Annotated in this window: 22 protein-coding genes; 11 read left to right on the forward strand and 11 right to left on the reverse strand. The window is 68.2% G+C overall.

The genetic code is table 11. The features are described from left to right. Positions 1-314 precede the first annotated feature (314 nt). The 5 genes from Q0653_RS00870 to ilvA all read left to right on the forward strand — a co-directional run bounded on the left by Q0653_RS00870 (position 315) and on the right by ilvA (position 5,962). Positions 315-1,550, forward strand: coding sequence for an alanine racemase (locus Q0653_RS00870; RefSeq protein ID WP_298941912.1), 1,236 nt, complete (start codon positions 315-317; stop codon positions 1,548-1,550). Next, positions 1,547-2,860 (forward strand): D-arabinono-1,4-lactone oxidase, encoded by a 1,314-nt coding sequence (locus Q0653_RS00875; protein ID WP_298941915.1) that lies wholly within the window; start codon positions 1,547-1,549, stop codon positions 2,858-2,860. Before Q0653_RS00870 ends, Q0653_RS00875 begins: the two co-directional genes overlap by 4 nt. An 81-nt stretch (positions 2,861-2,941) precedes the next feature. Next, positions 2,942-3,508, forward strand: coding sequence for a LemA family protein (locus Q0653_RS00880; RefSeq protein ID WP_298941917.1), 567 nt, complete (start codon positions 2,942-2,944; stop codon positions 3,506-3,508). Between the two features lie 43 nt (positions 3,509-3,551). Continuing rightward, on the forward strand, positions 3,552-4,739 hold the full coding sequence (locus Q0653_RS00885; protein ID WP_298941919.1) for an AI-2E family transporter: 1,188 nt from the start codon (positions 3,552-3,554) through the stop codon (positions 4,737-4,739). Continuing rightward, a complete protein-coding gene (ilvA, locus tag Q0653_RS00890) occupies positions 4,736-5,962 on the forward strand; it encodes a threonine ammonia-lyase (RefSeq protein WP_298941921.1) in 1,227 nt (408 codons plus the stop codon). Before Q0653_RS00885 ends, ilvA begins: the two co-directional genes overlap by 4 nt. A 4-nt stretch (positions 5,963-5,966) precedes the next feature. On the opposite strand, the gene greA is transcribed toward ilvA, so the two are convergent. After that, positions 5,967-6,458 (reverse strand): transcription elongation factor GreA, encoded by a 492-nt coding sequence (greA, locus tag Q0653_RS00895; protein ID WP_298941924.1) that lies wholly within the window; start codon positions 6,456-6,458, stop codon positions 5,967-5,969. Between the two features lie 80 nt (positions 6,459-6,538). Beyond that, complete coding sequence (locus tag Q0653_RS00900) at positions 6,539-6,940, reverse strand: DUF4307 domain-containing protein (protein WP_298941926.1); 402 nt, start codon at positions 6,938-6,940, stop codon at positions 6,539-6,541. Positions 6,941-7,000: 60 nt separating this feature from the next. On the opposite strand from Q0653_RS00900, the gene Q0653_RS00905 reads away from it, so the two are divergent. Then, positions 7,001-7,306 (forward strand): hypothetical protein, encoded by a 306-nt coding sequence (locus Q0653_RS00905; protein ID WP_261605887.1) that lies wholly within the window; start codon positions 7,001-7,003, stop codon positions 7,304-7,306. A 31-nt stretch (positions 7,307-7,337) separates the two neighbouring features. Here the strand turns inward: Q0653_RS00905 and Q0653_RS00910 are convergent, their stop codons facing one another. Further along, complete coding sequence (locus tag Q0653_RS00910; protein ID WP_298943076.1) at positions 7,338-8,042, reverse strand: hemolysin III family protein; 705 nt, start codon at positions 8,040-8,042, stop codon at positions 7,338-7,340. A 155-nt stretch (positions 8,043-8,197) separates the two neighbouring features. On the opposite strand from Q0653_RS00910, the gene Q0653_RS00915 reads away from it, so the two are divergent. From Q0653_RS00915 to Q0653_RS00925, 3 genes are all read left to right on the forward strand, one after another. Then, positions 8,198-8,983, forward strand: coding sequence for an isoprenyl transferase (locus Q0653_RS00915; protein ID WP_298741816.1), 786 nt, complete (start codon positions 8,198-8,200; stop codon positions 8,981-8,983). Positions 8,984-9,007: 24 nt separating this feature from the next. Further along, the gene (locus Q0653_RS00920) at positions 9,008-10,327 is read left to right on the forward strand and encodes an aminotransferase class V-fold PLP-dependent enzyme (protein WP_298941931.1); all 1,320 of its coding nucleotides are present in this window, start codon (positions 9,008-9,010) and stop codon (positions 10,325-10,327) included. A 218-nt stretch (positions 10,328-10,545) separates the two neighbouring features. Continuing rightward, positions 10,546-11,850, forward strand: a complete 1,305-nt coding sequence (locus Q0653_RS00925; RefSeq protein ID WP_298741954.1) for a PhoH family protein — start codon at positions 10,546-10,548, stop codon at positions 11,848-11,850. A 94-nt stretch (positions 11,851-11,944) separates the two neighbouring features. On the opposite strand, the gene Q0653_RS00930 is transcribed toward Q0653_RS00925, so the two are convergent. Genes Q0653_RS00930 through xseA form a run of 7 tightly spaced genes read right to left on the reverse strand, consistent with a single transcriptional unit; the run spans position 11,945 to position 17,829 of the window. Beyond that, positions 11,945-12,601: a response regulator transcription factor gene (locus Q0653_RS00930; protein WP_298941933.1), complete on the reverse strand. Its 657-nt coding sequence runs from the start codon at positions 12,599-12,601 to the stop codon at positions 11,945-11,947. Then, entirely contained in the window at positions 12,598-13,563 is a 966-nt protein-coding gene (locus Q0653_RS00935; protein ID WP_298943079.1) for a HAMP domain-containing sensor histidine kinase, read from the reverse strand. The genes Q0653_RS00930 and Q0653_RS00935 overlap by 4 nt, the downstream gene beginning before the upstream one ends. Positions 13,564-13,582: 19 nt before the next feature. Beyond that, positions 13,583-14,980 (reverse strand): class II fumarate hydratase, encoded by a 1,398-nt coding sequence (locus Q0653_RS00940; RefSeq protein ID WP_298943081.1) that lies wholly within the window; start codon positions 14,978-14,980, stop codon positions 13,583-13,585. A gap of 38 nt (positions 14,981-15,018) precedes the next feature. Further along, positions 15,019-15,618: a carbonic anhydrase gene (locus Q0653_RS00945; RefSeq protein WP_298943083.1), complete on the reverse strand. Its 600-nt coding sequence runs from the start codon at positions 15,616-15,618 to the stop codon at positions 15,019-15,021. A 50-nt stretch (positions 15,619-15,668) separates the two neighbouring features. Beyond that, positions 15,669-16,298, reverse strand: coding sequence for a DUF4245 family protein (locus Q0653_RS00950; RefSeq protein ID WP_298941935.1), 630 nt, complete (start codon positions 16,296-16,298; stop codon positions 15,669-15,671). After that, the gene (locus Q0653_RS00955; RefSeq protein ID WP_298741808.1) at positions 16,298-16,519 is read right to left on the reverse strand and encodes an exodeoxyribonuclease VII small subunit; all 222 of its coding nucleotides are present in this window, start codon (positions 16,517-16,519) and stop codon (positions 16,298-16,300) included. Before Q0653_RS00955 ends, Q0653_RS00950 begins: the two co-directional genes overlap by 1 nt. Continuing rightward, the gene (gene xseA / locus Q0653_RS00960; RefSeq protein WP_298941938.1) at positions 16,516-17,829 is read right to left on the reverse strand and encodes an exodeoxyribonuclease VII large subunit; all 1,314 of its coding nucleotides are present in this window, start codon (positions 17,827-17,829) and stop codon (positions 16,516-16,518) included. Before xseA ends, Q0653_RS00955 begins: the two co-directional genes overlap by 4 nt. Before the next feature lie 57 nt (positions 17,830-17,886). Here xseA and Q0653_RS00965 point away from each other — a divergent pair, with 57 nt between their 5' ends. Together Q0653_RS00965 and Q0653_RS00970 are read left to right on the forward strand one after the other, a co-directional pair. Beyond that, complete coding sequence (locus Q0653_RS00965) at positions 17,887-18,945, forward strand: 4-hydroxy-3-methylbut-2-enyl diphosphate reductase (RefSeq protein WP_298941939.1); 1,059 nt, start codon at positions 17,887-17,889, stop codon at positions 18,943-18,945. Then, positions 18,942-19,490 carry a DUF6264 family protein gene (locus Q0653_RS00970; RefSeq protein WP_298741803.1) on the forward strand — a complete coding sequence of 183 codons (549 nt, stop codon included), beginning with the start codon at positions 18,942-18,944 and terminating at the stop codon, positions 19,488-19,490. The genes Q0653_RS00965 and Q0653_RS00970 overlap by 4 nt, the downstream gene beginning before the upstream one ends. Positions 19,491-19,571: 81 nt before the next feature. Here Q0653_RS00970 and fbaA read toward each other — a convergent pair whose 3' ends face one another. After that, positions 19,572-20,603, reverse strand: a complete 1,032-nt coding sequence (gene fbaA / locus Q0653_RS00975; RefSeq protein ID WP_298941942.1) for a class II fructose-bisphosphate aldolase — start codon at positions 20,601-20,603, stop codon at positions 19,572-19,574. Between the last annotated feature and the right edge of the window lie 39 nt (positions 20,604-20,642).

A 20,642-nucleotide genomic window follows, 5' to 3' on the forward strand; every position in this document is an offset into this window, starting at 1 on the left:
GACCTGCGCGGGGATCGCCGGAATCACGAGCACCGCGCCGAGGGCTTCGATGACGGACCAGCCCAAGAACAGAACCACGACGTTGGGGCGATGCGGGCGACCCGCAGCACTAAAAAGAGCTGGCCCGTGAGTGCTTCCCGTATGGCGATGCTCTGCACGGGCGCCGCGACCGGCACGACGTTGCCGTAACCGGTCGCGCAGAATCTGACCAGAGGGAATCTCCGCGCATGCCCGCGGGTGGAACCCGAGTCTCACCGTAGGCGAGATCGCGTCTCGCTCTAGGCTGGTGCCATCCCGTCCGAAGGAGCCCACGGATGTCCCTCGATTTGCTTGCCACGCCCGCGATCGGCCCGGCGGAACCGTGGGCGCACGCCTCCGACTACTGGCGCGCCCGCACGGAGGCGATCGCCGGCCTCTCCGGGCCGGTCGCGACGATCGACGTCGACGCCCTCCGCTTCAACGCGCTCGATCTTGTGGTCCGGTCTTCCGGCGTGCCGATCCGGGTCGCGAGCAAATCCATCCGCGTACCGGACGTGCTGGATGCGACCCTCGCACTCGCGGGATATCAGGGCATCCTCGCCTTCACCCTGCCCGAAGCGTTGTGGCTCGCCGAGACCCGCGACGACGTCGTCCTCGGTTACCCGAGCGTCGACCGTGCGGCCATCGCGGCGCTCGCCGCCGATGAGCAAGCGGCAGCGCGCATCACCCTGATGGTCGATGACGTGGCGCAACTCGATGTCGTCGACGCCGTCGTCCCACCCACCGCGCGTCCCGTGATCCGGCTCGCGATCGACGCCGATGCCTCGTGGCGCGCACCCGTCCTCGGTCACATCGGCGTACGGCGATCACCGGTGCATGAGGCGGCCGAGGTCGCTCGACTCGCGCGAGCCATCATGGCCCGCCCCGGATTCCGCCTCGTCGGACTCATGATGTACGAAGCGCAGGTCGCGGGCCAGCCCGACGACACCGGCTCCGGTGACGCTCTGATCCGCTGGATGCAGCGCCGCTCCGTCCAGGAGCTCACCGATCGCCGCGGGGCGATCGTCGCTGCGCTCCGCGAGATCGCCACGCTCGAGTTCGTCAACGGCGGCGGCACCGGCTCGCTCGAGACGACGGCATCCGACCTGGCCGTCACCGAGACGACGGCCGGTTCGGGTCTGCTCGCGGGGCACCTCTTCGACGGGTACCGTGCGTTCTCGCCGGCGCCGGCGGCCGCCTTCTCGCTCGAGGTCGTCCGCACGCCCACGCCGGATATCGTCACGGTCCTCGGTGGAGGATGGATCGCCTCCGGCCCAGCCGTCGCCTCACGCCAACCGCTCCCGGTCTGGCCTCCCGGGTTGAAGACCCTCGGCCGCGAAGGTGCCGGCGAAGTCCAGACCCCGCTGCAGGGCGCCGCCGCACGCCGGCTGAAGGTGGGGGACCGCGTCTGGTTCCGCCACGCCAAGAGCGGCGAGCTCGCCGAACGCGTGGATCGGTACCACCTCACCTCCGGCGCGAGCGTCGTGGGAGAAGCGCTGACGTATCGCGGCGCCGGGAAGAGCTTCCTGTGACCCGGCCCGGCGGAACATGGCAGAACTGGGCCCGCACCGAGAAGGTCCGGCCGCACACGGTCGAGTACCCCTCGACCGTCGAGGCTGTCCGCCGCTCGGTGCGCGCGGCGGCTGCGCGCGGTCGCCAGATCAAAGCCGTCGGTGCGGGGCACAGCTTCACGGGGATCGCGGTCGCGCCAGGCACCCTGCTCGAACTCACCGAGCTGCAAGGCATCGTGACGGTCGACCGTGAGCGATCGCGGGTGCGGATGCTGGCGGGGACACGGTTGCATCGGATTCCCGCTCTGCTGGCGCCCTACGGCCTCGCGATGACCAATCTCGGTGACATCGATCGCCAGTCGATCGCGGGCGCGATCTCCACCGGCACGCACGGCACGGGAACCCGGTACGGAGGAATCGCCACGCAGGTGGTGGGGGCCACTCTGGTGACCGCCGACGGCGAACTTCTCACGGTTGACGAGGAGCACGAGCCGGATCTGCTCCCGGGGGTCGCTCTCGGTCTCGGTGCCCTCGGCATCCTCGTGGACGTCACTCTCCAGTGCGTGCCCGCGTTCACGCTCCACGCCGTCGAGCGCCCCGAACCGCTCGACACGGTGCTCGAGGATCTCCCTGCGCGCGCAGCGGCGAGCGATCACTTCGAGTTCTACTGGTTTCCGCACACCGACATCGCCCTCACCAAGACCAACACACGCGGCGCGGCGGACGCCGCCGTCACGCCGCTTCCGCCGGTCGGCAAGTGGGTCGACGACATCCTCGTGGGCAACGGGGTGCACCAGGCCGCGTGCTCGACCGGTCGCGTAGTACCGGCGCTCGTGCCGGCGATCAACCGGCTGTCCGCCAAGGTCTGGGGCGACCGCACGTTCTCGGATGCCTCGCACCGGGTCTTCGCCACGGCGCGTGGCGTGCGCTTTCGCGAAATGGAATATTCTGTGCCCGCCGAGCGGCTCCCGGGCGCTTTCCGCGCGGTGCAGGCGCTCATCGACGAGCGTGGATGGCGGGTGGAGTTTCCGATCGAGGTGCGGCTCGCGGCGGGCGACGACCTGTGGCTCTCGACCGCGCACGGCCGGCCCAGCGGGTACATTGCCGTCCACCGCTACTGGCGGGTCGATCCCACCGAGTATTTCGGCGCGATCGAAGAGATCATGCTGGCCCACGACGGTCGCCCGCATTGGGGCAAGATCCACACCCTGGATGCTGCGGCCCTCCGGCCCCGCTATCCCCGCTTCGATGACTTTCTGGCTCTGCGCCACCGGCTCGATCCGAACCGAGTCTTCCGCAATCCTTACCTCGACCGCGTGCTGGGTGAATGAGTAAGGCCTGGGAGTGCTCCCACGGGCACGATCCGCGAGGGACGGCGCGGATAGGATGAGCACACAATCGATGGGAGCGCTATGGAATGGCTGATTCCGGTCCTGATCGTCGTCGCACTGGTCGTCATCGTCGGCATCTACCTCTGGGCCACCTACAACTCGCTCGTCGGGTTGAACGTCCGCGTCGACGAAGCGTGGAGTGACATCACCGTGCAGCTCAAACGTCGAGCCGATCTCCTGCCGAACCTCATCGAGGCGGTCAAGGGGTATGCCGCACACGAGAAGGCCGTGTTCGAGAATGTGACCCGGGCTCGTGCCGAGACGCTCTCGGTGTCGTCGCCGGCGGAAGCGGGCGTGGCAGAAGGGCACATGCAACACGCGCTGAAATCGCTTTTCGCCGTCGCTGAGGCGTATCCGCAGTTGCAGGCGAGTCAGAACTTCCTTCAGCTCCAGCAGTCCGTCGTCGACACCGAAGACAAGATCCAGGCATCCCGCCGGTTCTACAACGGGGGAGTACGCGAGCTCAACACCAAGGTGAAGGTGTTTCCGAACAACATGTTCGCCCGCAACCTGGGGTTCGACGAGCGCGAGTTCTTCGAGGCCACGGACGGCGCCGCGATCGCCGAGCCGCCCCGCATCCAGTTCTAGAGTCGCGGCGTTCGCACCCACTCACCGCGCCTAGACTCGGGGGATGAGCGGCTCCGACGACAAGCCCCGAGGCTCCCTGCTCGACGCGATCCGCAACAAGTCGGTATCGACCGAGATCGGCTCTTCGCTGCCGCGTGGGCTACGAGTGACCACCGCGTACGCCTGGCGCTTCGTGGTGATCGCCGTGGCCATCGGGATCATGGTGTGGCTGGTCATCCAGCTCAAACTCCTCGTCATCCCGCTGCTCATCGCGATTCTCGTCACGGCCCTTCTCTGGCCTGCGTTCACGTGGATGCTGGCGCATCGCGTGCCGAAATGGCTGGCGATCGTGATTGCCGTGTTGGGCGCCGTCGGCGTCATCGGGGGTCTCCTCTGGCTGGCGATCTGGCAGATCACACGGCAGTGGGGCAGCGTCCAGGCCCGCACCGGCGAAGCGATCGAGCAGTTCCGCCAGTACCTCATCGACGGTCCGCTCCACCTCACCGCGACGCAGATCGACGACATCCTCACGCAGATCTGGGACTTCGCGCAGCAGCAGGCCAGCCTGCTCTGGTCGGGCGCCCTGGTGGTCGGCTCCACGGTCGGCCACGTGCTGACCGGGCTGCTCCTGACGGTCTTCATCTTGCTGTGCATCCTCGCCGACGGCGCCGGCATCTGGCGTTGGATCGTCCGACTCTTTCCTCGGGCGGCACGCGACGACGTCGACGGCGCCGGAAACGCCGGCTGGAAGACGGTTGTCACCTATGCGCGGACCCAGCTTCTCGTCGCCACGATCGATGCGACCGGCATCGCGCTCGGGGCCTTCCTCCTCGGCGTGCCGCTCGCGATTCCGATCGGCGTGCTGGTCTTCCTCGGCGCGTTCGTCCCGTTCGTCGGTGCCGTCGTCACGGGTGCTCTCGCGGTCTTCCTCGCGCTGGTCTACAACGGGCCGTGGATCGCGCTGTGGATGCTGGTCGTCGTCCTGGCGGTACAGCAGATCGAGGGGCACATTCTGCAGCCGTTGCTGATGGGATCGGCCGTGAAAGTCCACCCGCTCGCGGTGGTCCTGGTCGTCGCCGGAGGCGCGATGATCGCCGGCATCCCGGGCGCTCTCTTCGCCGTGCCCCTCGCCGCTTTCGTCAACGTCGTCGCCGTCTACCTGTCCGGTCGCCATGGCGGCGGTGAGGGCAGATTCGATCCCGACAATCTCATCTGGAGCACTGTTCCGCGCTCGAGGAGGAACCCCGCGTGACCATCCCCACTTTGGCGGAGTTCGAGGACGCCGCCGCGGTTCTGGACGGCGTCATCACCCGCACCCCGTTCGACGTATCCGAGCATTTGTCCGACCTGCTCGGCCAGCCGGTCTACCTCAAGCTCGAGAACCTCCAGCGCACGGGCTCGTTCAAGATCCGCGGGGCGACCTACCGTCTCTCGCGGCTGACGGCGGAAGAACGCGTGCGTGGGGTGGTGGCGGCATCCGCCGGCAACCACGCGCAGGGCGTGGCCCTCGCCGCGCAGAAGCTCGGCATTGCCGCGACGATCTTCATGCCGCTCGGAGTGCCCGTGCCGAAGCTGCTCGCGACGCGGGGCTACGGCGCCGAGGTCGTCCTCGAGGGCGCGACGGTGGAGACACCGCTGCGGCTGGCCGCGGAGTTCGCCGAGCGCACCGGTGCCGTCCTCATCCACCCGTTCGATCACCGTGACGTGATCGTCGGGCAGGGCACGCTGGGCCTCGAGGTCTACGACGGACTTCCCGAGGTGGACACCGTGATCGTCGGAATCGGCGGAGGCGGCCTGATCGCCGGTGTCGCGGCGGCGGTGCGCGCCCGCGCCGCGCTCGACGGCCGGACGGTCCGGATCATCGGGGTGCAAGCCGAGAACTCCGCCGCCTACCCGTCGTCTCTGGCGGCCGGGGAGCCGCTCGAGGTGGCGACCACACCGACGATCGCCGACGGCATCGCCGTTGCTCGCCCCGGTGACGTCCCGTTCGCCGTCATCCGCGAGCTCGTCGACGAGGTCGTCACCGTCACCGACGACGACATCGCCCGGGCACTGCTCGTGCTTCTCGAGCGGGCCAAGCAGGTTGTCGAACCGGCGGGCGCCGTCGGGGTGGCCGCGATCCTTGCCGGCAAGGTCACCGCCACGGGGCCGACGGCAGTGATCCTCTCCGGAGGCAACATCGATCCGCTCCTGCTGCAGCGGGTCGTCTCGCACGGGTTGGCGGCATCCGGTCGCTACATGACCCTGCAGATTCCTCTGCCGGACCGTCCCGGACAGCTCGCACGCGTGTCGGAGCTGCTGTCGATCGCGGGCGCGAACGTGATCGAGGTGCTCCATACGCGGCACGGCCAGGGACTGCAGATCAGCGAAGTGATCCTGCAGCTGAGCGTCGAAACGCGTGGCTCAGAGCACCGTGCGCACGTCATCTCGGTGCTGGAGGATGCCGGGTTCTCGCCCCGCATCGCCCTGGACTGAGCGGTTACTGGCCCGTGTAGGTGGCGACCGAGACGATCTCGACCGAGATATCTCGGCCGTTCGGCGCCGTGTACGTCGCCCTGGCGCCCTCGGCAAGACCGAGGATGGCCGCGCCCAGGGGAGATGCTTCGCTGTAGACGTCGAGCTCCGACCCTGCGGCGATCTCGCGGCTGCCCAGGAGGAAGACCTCTTCGCCGCCGGCGACGACCGCGGTGACGACCGTTCCCGAACGCACGACACCGTCGGCTTCGGGCGCTTCCCCCACGACCGCATCCTTGAGGAGTTGCGCGAGCGTGCGAATGCGCGCTTCCTGCTTGCCCTGCTCGTCCTTCGCGGCGTGGTACCCGCCGTTCTCCTTCAGGTCGCCCTCCTCGCGAGCGATCTCGATGCGCTTGGCGATCTCTTCGCGGCCCGTCGTCGAGAGGTGCTCGTACTCGGCGGCCAGGCGGTCATAGGCGTCCTGGGTGAGGAAGGTCTCGGCGCTGTCGCTGGACACGTCGTCTCCTTTGATCGAGGGAAGGCGGACTGATAAGCCAAACGCCCCGGCAACAGCCAGGGCGAGAAGATCGACCCAGCCTAAGGGATCCAACAGGACGAGGCAAAACCGGTCGTCGCTTCGGCCGTCGTCGGTATCGTCTCGGTGAACGCGCGGCTGTGCTCCTCGGATGCCGGGTATTCCACGACCCGCCAGCCCACGACGCCGTGCTCGGTGTCTTGCGCTTCCAGGGCACAGGTCACGGGAACACCGGGGCGGACGGTGATCTGGAACTGGACCGAGACGGAGTGCGCGTCGTGCCACACGAAACCCGTGCCGTCGACGTCGACGGTGTCGACGGCCGAGGCCACGGTCGTCCAGCCCAGGTAGCCGACAACGGCCGCGACGATGACACCCACCACGATCCACCCGATGCGGCCGCGCGGGCCGCGGCGGCGGCCGTAACGATCGTCGAGGAGGTCCTGCGTCGCGGCGGATGTCATGGCGTTCCCGTTCTAGGCTGGACTTCCAGGCTAAGCGCTCCGCGCGGAACTGAAGGACTGATGCACGCTCTGACGCACACACTGCTCGCCCCGCTGATCGCGCGGACGGACTTCGCGACGCCGACACCGACTGTGTCGGTCGACCCGGATACGGTCACGCCCGGCTTCTTCGGCTTCGCCGCGATCGCACTCCTCGCGATCGCCGTCGTGTTCCTGTTGATCGACATGCTCCGCCGCATCCGTCGTGCCGGCTACCGCGCCGACATCGCCGCCGAACTCGATGCCGAGGAGGAGGCGCAGGCGCAGGCCGAGGCCGCCGAGCGCGCCACCGACGTCGACGACGAGGACATCGACCCGCGCCGCTGACGTCCCGGGCCCAGCCGGGTCGAGGCCGGGCTCAGCCGGGGAGGCCGAGCGAGGGAGACAGCGGCTTCAGCGCGATCAGCAGGCACGCGGTCCAGTGGCAGAGGAACGCGAGCACCGTGCAGACGTGGAAGATCTCGTGGAAGCCGAAGTGTCCGGGCCAGGGATTCGGCCGTTTCATGCCGTAGACGATCGCGCCGCCGGTGTAGAGCAGACCGCCGATGATGACGAGGAACATCATCACGACGTTCGCCCGGAAGAGATCGCCCATGTACATGACAGCGGCCCAGCCGAGCGCGAGGTAGAGCGCGACGTACAGCCAGCGGGGCGCTCCGATCCAGAACACGCGGAACAGGATGCCGAGGAGCGCGCCCGTCCACACGAGGATCAGCAGCAGCATCCCCTTTTCCGGCGGGAGCGCGAGCACGGCGATCGGCGTGTACGTGCCGGCGATCAGCAGCAGGATGTTGGCGTGGTCGATGCGCTTGAGCACAGCCTTCGTCGTCGGGCCCCAGTCGAAGCGGTGGTACAGCGCCGAATTGCCGAAGAGGAGGAGGGAGGATGCCATGAACACGGCCGAGGCCCACTTCGCCGGCGCACCCTCGGCGAGGACGATCAAGACGATTCCCGCGACGATCGCGACAGGGAACGTCGCCGCGTGGATCCACCCGCGCCACGTGGGCTTCAGGTCCAGGTATTCATCGGCGGTCGCGGCCTCGAGGAGCGGGAGTTGGGGCATCTCCGCGCCCTCTTCATCGCCGCTGTCGTGGTCTTTTTCAGCACCGTGGTCGGGTACGGGTCGGGTCACGCCCTGAGCCTACGCCTGGACGCATGCCGCGGCACCCATACCGCGGCACTGCTGCTGTCGTGCGCTCCCCGCGATAGCGTAGGAGAGTGACACCGACCGGGGCGGACGAGGGCAAGGGGTTCCTCTATCGTCTCTACAGCTCCCGGCTACGCCGACAGCTGACGCCGGAATCGGTGCCGCACCACGTCGCCATGATGATCGACGGCAATCGCCGCTGGGCACGTCAAGCCGGCTATCGCTCGGTCGCCGACGGGCACCGTGCCGGGGCCGCGAAAATGCATGAGTTCCTGCGTTGGTGCGATGATCTCGGCATCCAGGTCGTTTCGCTCTATCTGCTGTCGACCGACAACCTCACCAAGCGTGATTCCGGGGAGCTCGCCGACCTCATCGAGATCATCGCCGAACTCGCCGAAGAGCTCTCGCACGAGCCGGGTTGGCGCGTGAAGCAGGTCGGCCGCGCCGAGATCCTGCCGCCCGATCTCGCCCGGGTCCTGCGCACCGCAGAGGAGCGCACTGCCGGTAACACCGGTCTGCACGTCAACCTCGCCGTCGGGTATGGCGGCCGCGGTGAGATCGTGGATGCTGTCCGCAGCATCATCGCCACACACCAGGGTCAGGGCGGCTCACTGGAGGACCTCGCCGCGAGCCTCACGCCGGAGCAGATCGGCGAGCACCTCTACACGGGCGGGCAACCCGACCCCGACCTCGTGATCCGCACTTCTGGTGAGCAACGGTTGAGCGATTTCCTGCTGTGGCAGTCGGCGCATTCGGAGTTCTACTTCGTTGAGGCGCTGGGCCCCGACCTCCGAGAGGTCGACTTCCTCCGCGCGATCCGCGACTACGCGACGCGCGATCGCCGCTACGGCAGCTGAAGTCGCGACCGCGCCCGTGACAGAATGACGAACGTGAGCCTCCTCGAACCGTTCGACGACTCGTTCGATGTCGCACCGGGGTATCTGGACTGGGCGGCGTTCGGGCCGCTGTCGCCGTCCGTGCGCGCCGAGATGCACGCCGACGCCGAACTCCTCGCGACCGGCCGCCGGTCGGGCATCGAGCTCGTCGAAGAACGTGTCGTCGAGGCCCGGGAGCGCGTCGCGCGGCTCCTCGGTGCGCCGGTCGACGAGGTCGTGCTCCAGCCGTCCACGACCCAGGGGCTCGTCCATGCGATGTTCGGCCTCGAGGGTACCGTGGTCGTGCCGAGCCAGGATTTCCCCGCGATCCGGGTGAGCGCCCATCGGGCCGCCGCTGCACGTGGTCGCCTCGCCGTGCGCGAAATCGACCCTCCCGACGGCATCGTCACGGTCGATTCCATCGTGACCGCGCTCACGGACGATGTCACCGCGGTCGCGCTCAGCGCCGTCGATTTCCGCACCGGGGCCCTGGTCGATCTGGCCGGGATCCGCGATGCGATCGGCGACCGCGTGCTGATCGTCGATGTGATGCACGCGTTCGGAGTTGTCGATGTGGACTGGAACCTCGCCGACGTCGTCGCCGGCAACGGCTACACATGGCTGCGTGCCGGGCGTGGCACCGGCTTCGCACGGTTCTCGCAGCGCGCGCAGGAGCGTATCGCGCCGGTTCTGTCCGGCATAGTGGGCGACTCGAGCACACCCGGCATCCCGGCATCCCCTGCGACGGCCGCGGCCTACTCGATCGCTCCGGACGATCCGCTCGCCGCGTCCCGCCTCGCGACATCGTTGCGTGAACTCGAGAACGTCGGGGTCGCCGCGGTCGCGGCGGAGGTGCGCGCACGCGCGCAGGACGTCATGGTCCTCGCTGATCGCCACGACATCCCCGTCCTCACTCCCCGCGATGCGCACGCGGGCATTGTGACGCTCGTCCCGGTGCCGCACGATGCAGCCGCCCTCGCGGCCGCGCTCGCCAATCACGGCGTCACGGTCACCGCCCGCGGTGCGACCATCCGCGTGTCTGTCCATGTGGGCACGGGCGCAGACACGCTGGCGATGCTCGCCGATGCCCTGGCCGACGCTGCTTCCCGCCGCGTGAGCAGTGTCGTCGATGTCGATCGGGACGATCTGTCTGCTGACCTCGTCCTCCCCGAGATCGTGCTGATCGAGACCGCGCCGGAGATCGCCGCGGGCTTTCCCCTCCACGAGGACGACGACATCGAAGACCTCGAGGCGGATGCCGAAGACACGACCGACGACGACATCGTCATCGCGATCGTCGACGACACTCGCACGTCCGAGAATTAACATTCCGGCAACCTCGACGCGGCGTGTCGGACTGGCCGCCACGCGACCTCCGGACGTACGTTCATCACATCGGGCAAGGTGCCCGATCGAGTCGGCCATCCACTGACTCGTGGCCCACGGCCGACTCGAAACTGCCGGGTGGTTTTCACCCGGGGCGGGAGCGGGTTGTGACCACCAGAGCACCACAGCAGCAGAACCGGACCGGATACGACGATGACATCATCGCCGACCAGGATCTCCGCACATACGTGTTGGACACCTCCGTTCTGCTGAGCGATCCGCGGGCCTTCTTCCGCTTCGCCGAGCACTCCGTCGTCGTCCCGGTGGTCGTGATCACCGAGCTCGAGGGCAAGCGGCACGACCCGGAACTCGGCTACTTCGCCCGTCAGGCGCTCCGTCACCTCGACGAACTCCGCGTCGAGCACGGGCGTCTCGACTTCCCGGTGCCGGTCGGGGAAGGCGGAACGCTCCGTGTCGAGCTGACCAACACCGATCCGTCGGTCCTGCCGGCCGGAATGCGCCTCGGTGACAACGACACCCGCATCCTCTCGGTCGCGATGCACCTCGCGCAGGAGGGTCAAGAGGTGACGGTCGTCTCCAAGGATCTCCCGATGCGCGTCAAGGCGGCATCACTCGGCATCCCCGCAGAAGAGTATCTCGCTGAACAGGCCGTCGATTCCGGCTGGACGGGAATTGCCGACCTCGACGTCTCGGGCGACGACATCAGCGACCTGTACGAGAGCGAGGTCGCCGCCAGCGACGACGTGCTCGGGTTGCCGGTGAACACCGGCCTCGTGATCCATTCGGAGCGCGGCTCCGCGCTCGGCAGGGTCACCGGGGACGGGGAGTACAAGCTTGTGCGTGGCGACCGCGACGTCTTCGGCCTGCACGGGCGGTCCGCCGAACAACGCATCGCCATCGATCTGCTGCTCGACCCCGAGGTGGGGATCGTCTCGCTCGGCGGCCGTGCGGGTACCGGTAAGTCGGCCCTGGCGCTCTGCGCGGGGTTGGAGGCGGTGCTCGAGCGGCAGCAGCAGAAGAAGATCATCGTCTTCCGCCCGCTCTTCGCCGTCGGTGGACAGGAACTCGGCTACCTGCCCGGCGACCAGAACGAGAAGATGGGGCCGTGGGGTCAGGCCGTCTTCGACACACTCGGCTCGGTCGTCACGGGCAATGTGCTGGAAGAGGTCGTCGCGCGCGGACTGCTCGAGGTCATGCCACTCACGCACATCCGCGGCCGGTCGCTGCACGACGCGTTCGTGATCGTCGACGAAGCGCAGTCGCTCGAGCGCAACGTGTTGCTGACGGTGCTCAGTCGGATGGGTCAGAACTCGCGCGTCGTGCTCACGCACGACGTCGGGCAACGCGACAATCTGCGGGTTGGTCGGCATGACGGTGTCGCTTCGGTCATCGAAACACTCAAGGGGCATTCGCTTTTCGGCCACGTGACGCTGATGCGCTCCGAGCGTTCAGCGATCGCGGCACTCGTCACCGACCTGCTGGAGCAGGGCGAGCTCAGCTGACACGCGTGCTGGCGGGGCCCTCGGCGCACGCCGGGGGCCTTCGCCGTGTCGGCTCTTCGCCGCCGCCTCACCGTCACCGGCCAGCGGCGGCGGTTCACTCCCAGCGGTAGCCCTCGCCGCGCACGGTGATGATGTGATCGGCGCCCAGCTTGGCGCGGAGGTACCGCACGTACACGTCCACGACGTTCGACCCGGGGTCGAAATCCATGCCCCAGACGCTACTCAGGAGAACCTCGCGCGTGAGAACTTCGCCCGGATGCCGCAGGAACTGCTCGGCGAGGGCGAACTCGCGCGCCGACAGGTCGATCTCCCGCCCGCCGACGGCCGTCCGCCGAGCGAGGATGTCCAGCGTCACATCGTCGTGGGTGAGAGTCATCGTCGCCGCGCCGGTGTGCTCGCGCAGCCGCGAACGCACCCTGGCCAGCAGCTCTGCCACCGAGAACGGCTTCGGGACATAGTCGCTTGCGCCGGCATCCAACCCCTCGACGGCATCGTGGGCGGAGCTCCGGGCCGTGAGCATGATCACCGGCATCCGTTCGCCGGCGGCGCGAAGGAGCCGCAGCACCTCGAATCCGTCCATCGTCGGCAGCCCCACATCGAGCACGATCAGGTCGATGTCGCCGACCTGCGCACGCTCGAGCGCCTCGGCGCCGTCATCGGCCGAGACGGTGTCGAACCCTTCCGCGTGAAGACTTCGTGAGACGAGCGAGACGATGTGGGGTTCGTCATCGACAACAAGGATGCGGGTCATCCGGAGGCCTCTCGCTGAAGGACGACATCGCCGGCGCGCACGGGTGTGGGCAGGCTGGCACGCGTGCCGATCGGGATCTCGATGGTGAAGGTGGCTCCGCCGCCCGGGGTATCGGCGACCGAGCAACGGCCACCGTGGCTCTTGGCGATCGCATCGACGATCGCGAGGCCCAAACCGGAGCCCCCGACGACGCGCTTTCCCGACCCACGATCGAAGCGGCGGAAGATGCGGTGTCGCACGGCATGCGGGATTCCGGGACCGTGGTCGCGCGCCCACAACTGGGCACCGGATGCGTGGACAGCGCTGCCGAGCTCGATCGGGCTCCCCGCAGGGGTGTACTTGGCGGCGTTGTCGGCGAGCTGGAGCCAGGCCTGCAGGAGCCGGTCACGATCGCCGCGGATGACACCCGTGGCCTGCTGCTCGATACTCCACTCATGACCGGGGATCACCGAGACCAACTCTGAGATGCGCTGGGTCAGGACGGTGAGATCCACATCGCTCATGGTGAGCTGATCGGTCTCCACCGCGGCGAGCAGGTCGATATCGCCGATCAGTCGCGTCATGCGGTCGAGCTCCGCGATGCCGAGGTCACGGATTGCCGTGACATCCTCCACATCGGAGGTGTCCATCACCTCGAGATGGCCGCGCACGATCGTGATCGGTGTCTTCAATTCGTGCCGGACGTCATCCAAGAGGCGACGCTGTGCGTCGAACGACCCTTCAGCGGGATCGCTCACCTGCACGGCGGGAGGGTCCTCGAGGAGGATCCAGCCCACGATTGCGGTGACCCCGAGCGTCACGAACCCGAGCACGCCGTACACCAGGACGGCGACCCACGGCAGCGGGGTATCGGTCAGCGCGCAGACGACCCCCACGGCCAGCGCGGTCAGCGCGAAGCCCGCGGCGACGATCGCCAGGACCAGTCCCAGCGTGCGTGCACGCCGCGAGGGCGTACCCGGCATCCGGTTCACGGTCTGATTATCACCCCGCGTGGGTCATAGAGAGCAGATCGAGTTTCTCGTCGAGCTGTTCCTCGGTCAGTTCGCCGCGCTCGACATAGCCGAGATCGATTACCGCCTCGCGGACGGTGATGCCCTGAGCGACCGAGTGCTTGGCGATCTTCGCGGCCGCTTCATAGCCGATCAGCTTGTTGAGCGGCGTCACGATCGACGGCGACATGCCGGCGTAGGCCGCGGCACGCTCGACGTTCGCTTCGAGACCGTCGATGGTCTTGTCGGCGAGAACGCGCATCGAGTTCGAGAGCAGACGGATCGACTCCAGCAGAGCGGTTCCCATGACCGGGATCGCGACGTTCAGCTCGAACAGTCCCGAGGCTCCCGACCAGGCGATCGTCGCGTCGTTGCCGATGACGCGCGCGCAGACCATCAGCGTCGCTTCGGGGACGACGGGGTTGACCTTGCCCGGCATGATCGACGAGCCCGGCTGCAGGTCGGGGATGTGGAGTTCCCCCAGACCGGTGTTGGGCCCGGACCCCATCCAGCGGATGTCGTTGTTGATCTTCGTCAGCGAGACGGCGATCGTGCGGAGAGCTCCGGATGCTTCCACGAGCGCGTCACGGTTGGCCTGCGCCTCGAAGTGGTCTTTGGCCTCGGTGACGGGGAGTTCCGTCTCTTCCGCGATGAGCGCGATGACCTTCTGCGGGAATCCGAGCGGCGTGTTGATGCCGGTACCGACAGCCGTGCCGCCCAGCGGAACTTCGGCGACGTGCGGGATGACGGCCTGGACGCGTTCGATGCCGAGGCGAATCTGACGGGCGTAGCCGCCGAATTCCTGGCCGAGGGTGACCGGCGTGGCATCCATCAGGTGCGTCCGGCCGGACTTCACGACGCTCTTCCAGAGGTCGGCCTTGGTCTCGAGCGCGACAGCGAGGTGGTCGAGCGCCGGGATGAGGTCGTCGATGAGGGCCTGCGTGGCCGCGATGTGCACCGACGTGGGGAACACGTCGTTGGAGGACTGCGACGCGTTGACGTGATCGTTCGGGTGCACCGCCTCGCCGAGGTCGCGCGTCGCGAGTGTCGCGAGCACCTCGTTCATGTTCATGTTCGAGGACGTGCCGCTCCCGGTCTGGTAGACGTCGATCGGGAACTGGTCACTGTGCGCGCCGTCGATGATCTGGTCGGCAGCGCGGGCGATCGCGTCGGCGATGCGCCCGTCGAGGGTGCCGAGCGCCTTGTTCGCGAGGGCCGCGGCCTTCTTGATGCGGGCGAGGGCCACGATCTGGGCGGGGTCGAGCGGGTCGCCCGAGATCGGGAAGTTCTCCACGGCACGCTGGGTCTGCGCGGCGTACAGAGCGTCGATCGGGACGCGCACTTCTCCCATCGTGTCGTGCTCGATGCGGTACTCGGTGGCAGCGGTCATTGCGGTCACGTCCTTGTCCTGGTGTGTGTCAGAAGCGATCAGGCGTCGAGCCCGACCATCACCTGCGGGATGGTCGTGCCTTCGCTCAGGCGGTAGTTGGAGCCGACGATGGCCAATCGCCCGGCTTCGACGGCCTCGGTGATGAGGCGCGAGGAAGCGAGCAGATCGTCGACGGTGTTCTTGAGGTGCTCACGCCCGACCTGCTCGGCATCGAGGCTCTGCGGGTGTGCGCCCGGTGTGCGCCGCAGCACCGTGCGCGCAGCGGGCACGATCTTCGCGATCAGGCGCCAGATGTGCGAGGGGAGTTCGGGTGCGTCGAGGGCGGTCGAGTCGATCGCCGCGCGCACGGCACCGCACTCATCGTGCGCGAGCACGATGACCAACGACACGTCGAGCACGGCGACGGCATACTCGAGGCTCGCGATCGCCGAGTCCGAGGCCACCTGACCGGCATTGCGCACGACGAAGAGGTCGCCGAGACCCTGGTCGAAGATGATCTCCGCGGCCAGGCGCGAGTCGGAGCAGCCGAACAGCGCGGCTCGCGGGGTCTGCGAGTGGGCGAGCTCGTTGCGACGGTCGACGTCCTGACGAGGATGCCGGGGTGCGCCCGCCACGAAGCGCTCGTTCCCCTGGCGCATCTCCTCCCAGACGGCGGCCGGATCGGGACGTTCGTCGATGGTCTGCTCGCTCACGGGTTCTCCTCACGCAGGTCGCGGATCTGATCTGTGACGCCCGCTGCGGCAACAGCGGCGGTCTCCGCATCGGTCGCGCCATAGATCAGCACGGTGTCGGCGCCGGCATCCGTCGCGAGAGCGTACGAGATGGCGGCGGTCTGGGCGGCGCTCGGAATCGTGTACTCATCCCACACGACGCCGTCGATCGTCACGCTGCCCGTCGGCGCGAGCCCGCCGAGCGTCTCTGACACCCACGTGGGGGAGGCGCCGAGGCCCTGCGCGACGCGGACGAATCCCTCCGGCGGCGCGTACACGACCCGCCACATCGACGTGCCCTCCAGACGCGCCGAGTTCGCGCGCCAGTCGCCGGGGACCGCCGGCACGAGAAGCGGCTGACCGACGGCCTCGGACGCCGCAGCGGCCGAGGCGGCGACATCGGCAGGTTCGGGGTCGGGGAGCGAACCCCGCGGCACGATGGCCACGATCACGGCGACGATGGCCAGAATGACGCCGAGCGCCACGAGGAGGTTTCGGAAGGTCTTGCTCGAGCGGTAGGCGGCTGACGATGCGGCTTTGCGCGCCGCGGTCTCGTCTGCGGTCTCGGGGCGACCGAGCTCGGCGACGACGCGGGGTGCGGCGGCCATCACGACTCCACGCCGGACGGCCGGGAGGCCTCGAGCAGCTGCTTCGCTCCGCGCAACCACTCTTCGCAGCGGGCGGCGAGCGCCTCGCCACGCGTCCACAGGGTCAGGGACTGTTCGAGGGTCGGGGCGCCCTGTTCGAGCTCGGCGACGACGCGGACGAGCTCATCGCGGGCCTGCTCGAAAGACAGACTGGCGACATCGACGACATCCTCGCTGGTCATGAGTCCATCCTAGAGTCGCCGCGCGCGCTGTCCCGGTCGGTCGATGTCTCGGCGATCTCGCCCTCGGATCGTGCGCCGAAGGATCCTTCCGCCACCGTGACGACCAGCCTCGTTCCGGCGGGAGCCTGGGCCGCGTCGCGCACGATGATCCCGTCTCCGACGTGCGCGATCGCGTACCCGCGGTCGAGGGTCGCACCGGGGGAGAGCGCACGCAACGACGCCCGCAGGTGTGTCGTCTGCCGATCTGCGGCATCCATCTGCCGTCCGACGACGTCGCGTCCGCGCGAGCGAAGCGTCCAGAGCTCGTGGGTGCGGGTCGTGAGGAGAGATTCGGGGGACCGCAGCACCGGTCGCGTGCGCAGCTGTTCGAGCTGGGCGATGTCATGGCTCACGCGCTGCGTCAAACGCGTGCGTGCGCGCGAGCGCAGCTGCTGCACGATCGCGCGCTGTTCGGCGACGTCCGGCACGACCTTCTTGGCGGCGTCGGTCGGGGTGGATGCGCGCAGGTCGGCAACGTCGTCCAGCAGCGGATGATCATTCTCGTGACCGATTGCCGAGACGACGGGCGTGGATGCCGCGGCCACCGCGCGCAGGAGCTTTTCGTCGCTGAACCCGAGCAGGGTCTGTGGGTCGCCGCCCCCGCGCGCGATGATGATCACGTCGACCTCGGGATCGGCATCCAGCTTCGTCAGGGCGCTGAGAGTTTCCGGAACGCACCGATCGCCCTGCACCGCCGCATGAATCGTCCGGAACCGGACGTTCGGCCACCGCAACTCGGCGTTGCGGTGCACGTCCTTCTCGGCATCGCTGCGCTCTCCGGTGATGAGTCCGATGACCGTGGGCAGGAACGGCAGGCGTTTCTTGCGTGACGCGTCGAACAATCCCTCCGTGCGCAGTTGCGCGCGCAAGCGCTCCAGCCTCTCGAGTTGATCGCCCAACCCCGTGTGCCGCATCGCGGAGACGGTGAAGCTGAAATCCCCGGACTTGACGAAATAGTCCGGCTTGACGCACGCGACCACGCGGTCACCGCTGCGAAGGGTGTCAGGCAGGCGCTGGAGCGTCGAGGACCAGAGGCGGAAGGAGATCATGGCGTCGCCGGAGGCATCCTTCATGCGCCCGAAGACGTGACCGCCGCGCAGATTCCACGCCGTGATCTCGCCTTCCACCCACACTGAGCTCCACCGCTGGACGAAGTCGCGGATCGTCTCATTCAGTCGCATGACGGATGTCGGGGTCTCCGGAGAGGAGTCGCGCGGGTGGACCGCATCCGGCGGCGGGACCTGTCCCGGCGCCGACTCGAACGAGGTCATGGCATCCTTCCCGCGCTATACGGCCTTTACCCGGACTCGGATCAATACAATTGAGGAGTGAGCTCACCCACCGTCCGACTTCCGTTGCCGCACATTCCCGGCCCGCGTGGACGGCTTCAGGATAACCCGGTCCCCGGACACAAGAAGGTTCTCCTGGCCTCGCCACGCGGCTACTGCGCCGGTGTCGACCGCGCCGTGATCGCTGTCGAGAAGGCGCTCGAGCGCTACGGCGCCCCCGTGTATGTGCGGAAGCAAATCGTGCACAACATCCACGTGGTGACCGAACTCGAGTCGAAGGGTGCGATCTTCGTCGAAGAAGTCGATGAGGTCCCCGAGGGCTCGCACGTGGTCTTCAGCGCGCACGGTGTCTCGCCGGCCGTCGTGAACGAAGCCGCCGACCGCGGGCTGCAGGCCATCGATGCCACCTGCCCCCTCGTGACGAAGGTGCACCGCGAGGCGGTGCGCTTCGCCCGCGACGACTTCGAGATCCTGCTGATCGGCCACGAAGGACACGAAGAGGTCGAGGGAACTGCCGGTGAAGCTCCCGACCACGTCACGATCGTCGGGTCACCTGAAGAGGCGGACACCGTCGAGGTGCGCGACCCGTCGCGAGTCGTCTGGCTGTCGCAGACGACCCTCTCCGTCGACGAGACGATGGAGACCGTGCGGCGCCTCCGCACCCGCTTCCCCGACCTGCAGGATCCGCCGTCCGACGACATCTGCTACGCGACGCAGAACCGGCAGGTGGCGATCAAGAAGGTCGCCAAGGGGGCGGACCTCGTGATCGTCGTCGGATCCGCCAACTCCTCCAACAGCGTGCGGCTCGTCGAGGTCGCGCTCGAGTACGGCGCGAAAGCGTCGTACCGGGTCGACTACGCCCACGAGATCGAGCAGGCCTGGCTCGACGGCGTCGAGACCGTCGGCGTCACTTCCGGCGCGTCGGTGCCGGAGATCCTCGTGCAGGAAGTGCTGTCCGAACTCGCCGGCGCCGGGTACGGCGATGTCGAGCAGGTGCGTACCGCCGAGGAAGACCTCATCTTCTCGCTCCCCAAGGAGCTGCGTCAGGATGCCGGCGGACGCCGCGACGAGCGCGCCTTGGGTGGGCGTCGCTCGTGACCACCCCGGCGGGTGCTGAGCCCGACCCGCGGCCCCGCCCGCAGTACGGCGAGTACGCGACGCCCGAGCAGCAGCGCGCGAGCATCCGCGAGCCCGTGCGGGAGAGCCCGGCGGTCGTGTCGGCGCCGACCCTTCCTGCCGTCCGGCCGGCCGCCCCGCCCGTGCGCGCCCCGCGCACGGTGGATCGCATCGTGACGGTGATGCTCCTCGTCTTCGGGCTGGTCAACGTCGCGACCTCGGTGCCGGCGCTGCTGGACTACGAGGGCTACGTCGACACGTTCCTCCGGGCGCTCGGCGCCGACGGTGCGCTCGCAGATCCCGACTCCGGGGCCGCGTGGGGCATCGCCGCGGCGATCGTGCTCGTCGTCGGGCTCGTCGCGGCAGCCATGCTCTCGCGGGGGAGCCTGCGCCGTGGACGCATCACCTTCTGGATTCCGCTGGTCGCCGGTGTGGTGGTGAACCTCGTCGCGTCGTTCCTCGCGATCGTCCCGATCGTGAACGATGCGACGCTCTGGGCAAGCATCCAGTCTTCGCTTCTCGGCTGAGCCCCGCTGCCGCATCGGGGTGACGCCCGCACGCGACGAACGCCCCGACCCGAAGATCGAGGCGTTCGTCGGTGACCGGGGTCAGGCGCTGATCGAGTGACCCGCCGAACCGAGCTGCTGCGTCGCCTCGACGACGCGGGCAGCCATGGCCGACTCGGCGATCTTGCCCCAGGCGCGCGGGTCGTAGGCCTTCTTGTTGCCCACCTCGCCGTCGACCTTGAGCACGCCGTCGTAGTTCTGGAACATGAAGCCGGCGACCGAACGCGTGAAGGCGTACTGCGTGTCGGTGTCGATGTTCATCTTGATGACGCCGTTGGCGACCGCCGTGGCGATCTCTTCCGGGGTCGAGCCGCTGCCGCCGTGGAAGACGAGGTCGAGGGGCTTGGCGGCCGTCCCGAACTTCTCGGCGATGCCGGCCTGGATCTCGCCGAGCAGTTCGGGACGCAGCTTCACGCCGCCCGGCTTGTAGACGCCGTGCACGTTGCCGAACGTCAGAGCCGCGATGTAGCGGCCCTGCTCGCCGAGGCCGAGAGCGTCGACGAACTTCGACACGTCGGCGGTCGTCGTGTAGAGCGCATCGTTGGAACCTTCGTGTGCCACGCCGTCCTCTTCGCCACCGACGACGCCGATTTCGACCTCAAGGATCGCGTTGATCGCCTTCATGCGGGGGAGGAGGTCCTTCGCGATCGCGATGTTCTCGTCGAGCGTGACGGCCGAGCCATCCCACATGTGCGACTGGAAGAGCGGGTTGCGGCCGGCCTTGACCTCTTCTTCGGAGGCGGCGATCAGCGGCAGGACGAAGTCGTCGAGGGCGGGCTTGGGGCAGTGGTCGGTGTGGAGGGCGACCGTGATCGGGTAGTTCTTGGCGACCTCGGTCGCGAACTTCGCGAAGGCGATCGCGCCGGACGCGCGGCCCTTCACGGTGTGGCCGGCGAAGTAATCCGCACCGCCGGTGGTGACCTGGATGATGCCGTCGGATCCGGCCTCGGTCAGTCCCTGCAGGACGGCGTTGATCGACTGCGAGCTGGCGGCGTTGATCGCGGGGAAGGCGTACCCACCGGTCTTCGCGCGGTCCAGCATTTCGGCGTACTGCTCGGGGGTTGCGACGGGCATGTCTGCTCCTTGAGGTCTGCTCAGGTCGGCGGTGTTTCC

The organism is uncultured Microbacterium sp., assembly GCF_947488465.1.
Lineage (GTDB): Bacteria > Actinomycetota > Actinomycetes > Actinomycetales > Microbacteriaceae > Microbacterium.

Bases quoted from the DNA above. Each gene is read 5' to 3' on its own strand.
- Q0653_RS00940 (WP_298943081.1), bottom strand. From the start codon at position 14,980: ATGACCGCTGCCACCGAGTACCGCATCGAGCACGACACGATGGGAGAA.
- Q0653_RS00930 (WP_298941933.1), bottom strand. From the start codon at position 12,601: ATGACCCGCATCCTTGTTGTCGATGACGAACCCCACATCGTCTCGCTC.
- Q0653_RS00935 (WP_298943079.1), bottom strand. From the start codon at position 13,563: ATGCCGGGTACGCCCTCGCGGCGTGCACGCACGCTGGGACTGGTCCTG.
- Q0653_RS00905 (WP_261605887.1), top strand. From the start codon at position 7,001: ATGCACGCTCTGACGCACACACTGCTCGCCCCGCTGATCGCGCGGACG.
- Q0653_RS00870 (WP_298941912.1), top strand. From the start codon at position 315: ATGTCCCTCGATTTGCTTGCCACGCCCGCGATCGGCCCGGCGGAACCG.
- Q0653_RS00900 (WP_298941926.1), bottom strand. From the start codon at position 6,940: ATGACATCCGCCGCGACGCAGGACCTCCTCGACGATCGTTACGGCCGC.
- Q0653_RS00950 (WP_298941935.1), bottom strand. From the start codon at position 16,298: ATGGCCGCCGCACCCCGCGTCGTCGCCGAGCTCGGTCGCCCCGAGACC.
- Q0653_RS00885 (WP_298941919.1), top strand. From the start codon at position 3,552: ATGAGCGGCTCCGACGACAAGCCCCGAGGCTCCCTGCTCGACGCGATC.
- fbaA (WP_298941942.1), bottom strand. From the start codon at position 20,603: ATGCCCGTCGCAACCCCCGAGCAGTACGCCGAAATGCTGGACCGCGCG.
- Q0653_RS00955 (WP_298741808.1), bottom strand. From the start codon at position 16,519: ATGACCAGCGAGGATGTCGTCGATGTCGCCAGTCTGTCTTTCGAGCAG.
- xseA (WP_298941938.1), bottom strand. From the start codon at position 17,829: ATGACCTCGTTCGAGTCGGCGCCGGGACAGGTCCCGCCGCCGGATGCG.
- Q0653_RS00880 (WP_298941917.1), top strand. From the start codon at position 2,942: ATGGAATGGCTGATTCCGGTCCTGATCGTCGTCGCACTGGTCGTCATC.
- Q0653_RS00945 (WP_298943083.1), bottom strand. From the start codon at position 15,618: ATGCGCCAGGGGAACGAGCGCTTCGTGGCGGGCGCACCCCGGCATCCT.
- Q0653_RS00910 (WP_298943076.1), bottom strand. From the start codon at position 8,042: ATGCCCCAACTCCCGCTCCTCGAGGCCGCGACCGCCGATGAATACCTG.
- Q0653_RS00920 (WP_298941931.1), top strand. From the start codon at position 9,008: ATGACGAACGTGAGCCTCCTCGAACCGTTCGACGACTCGTTCGATGTC.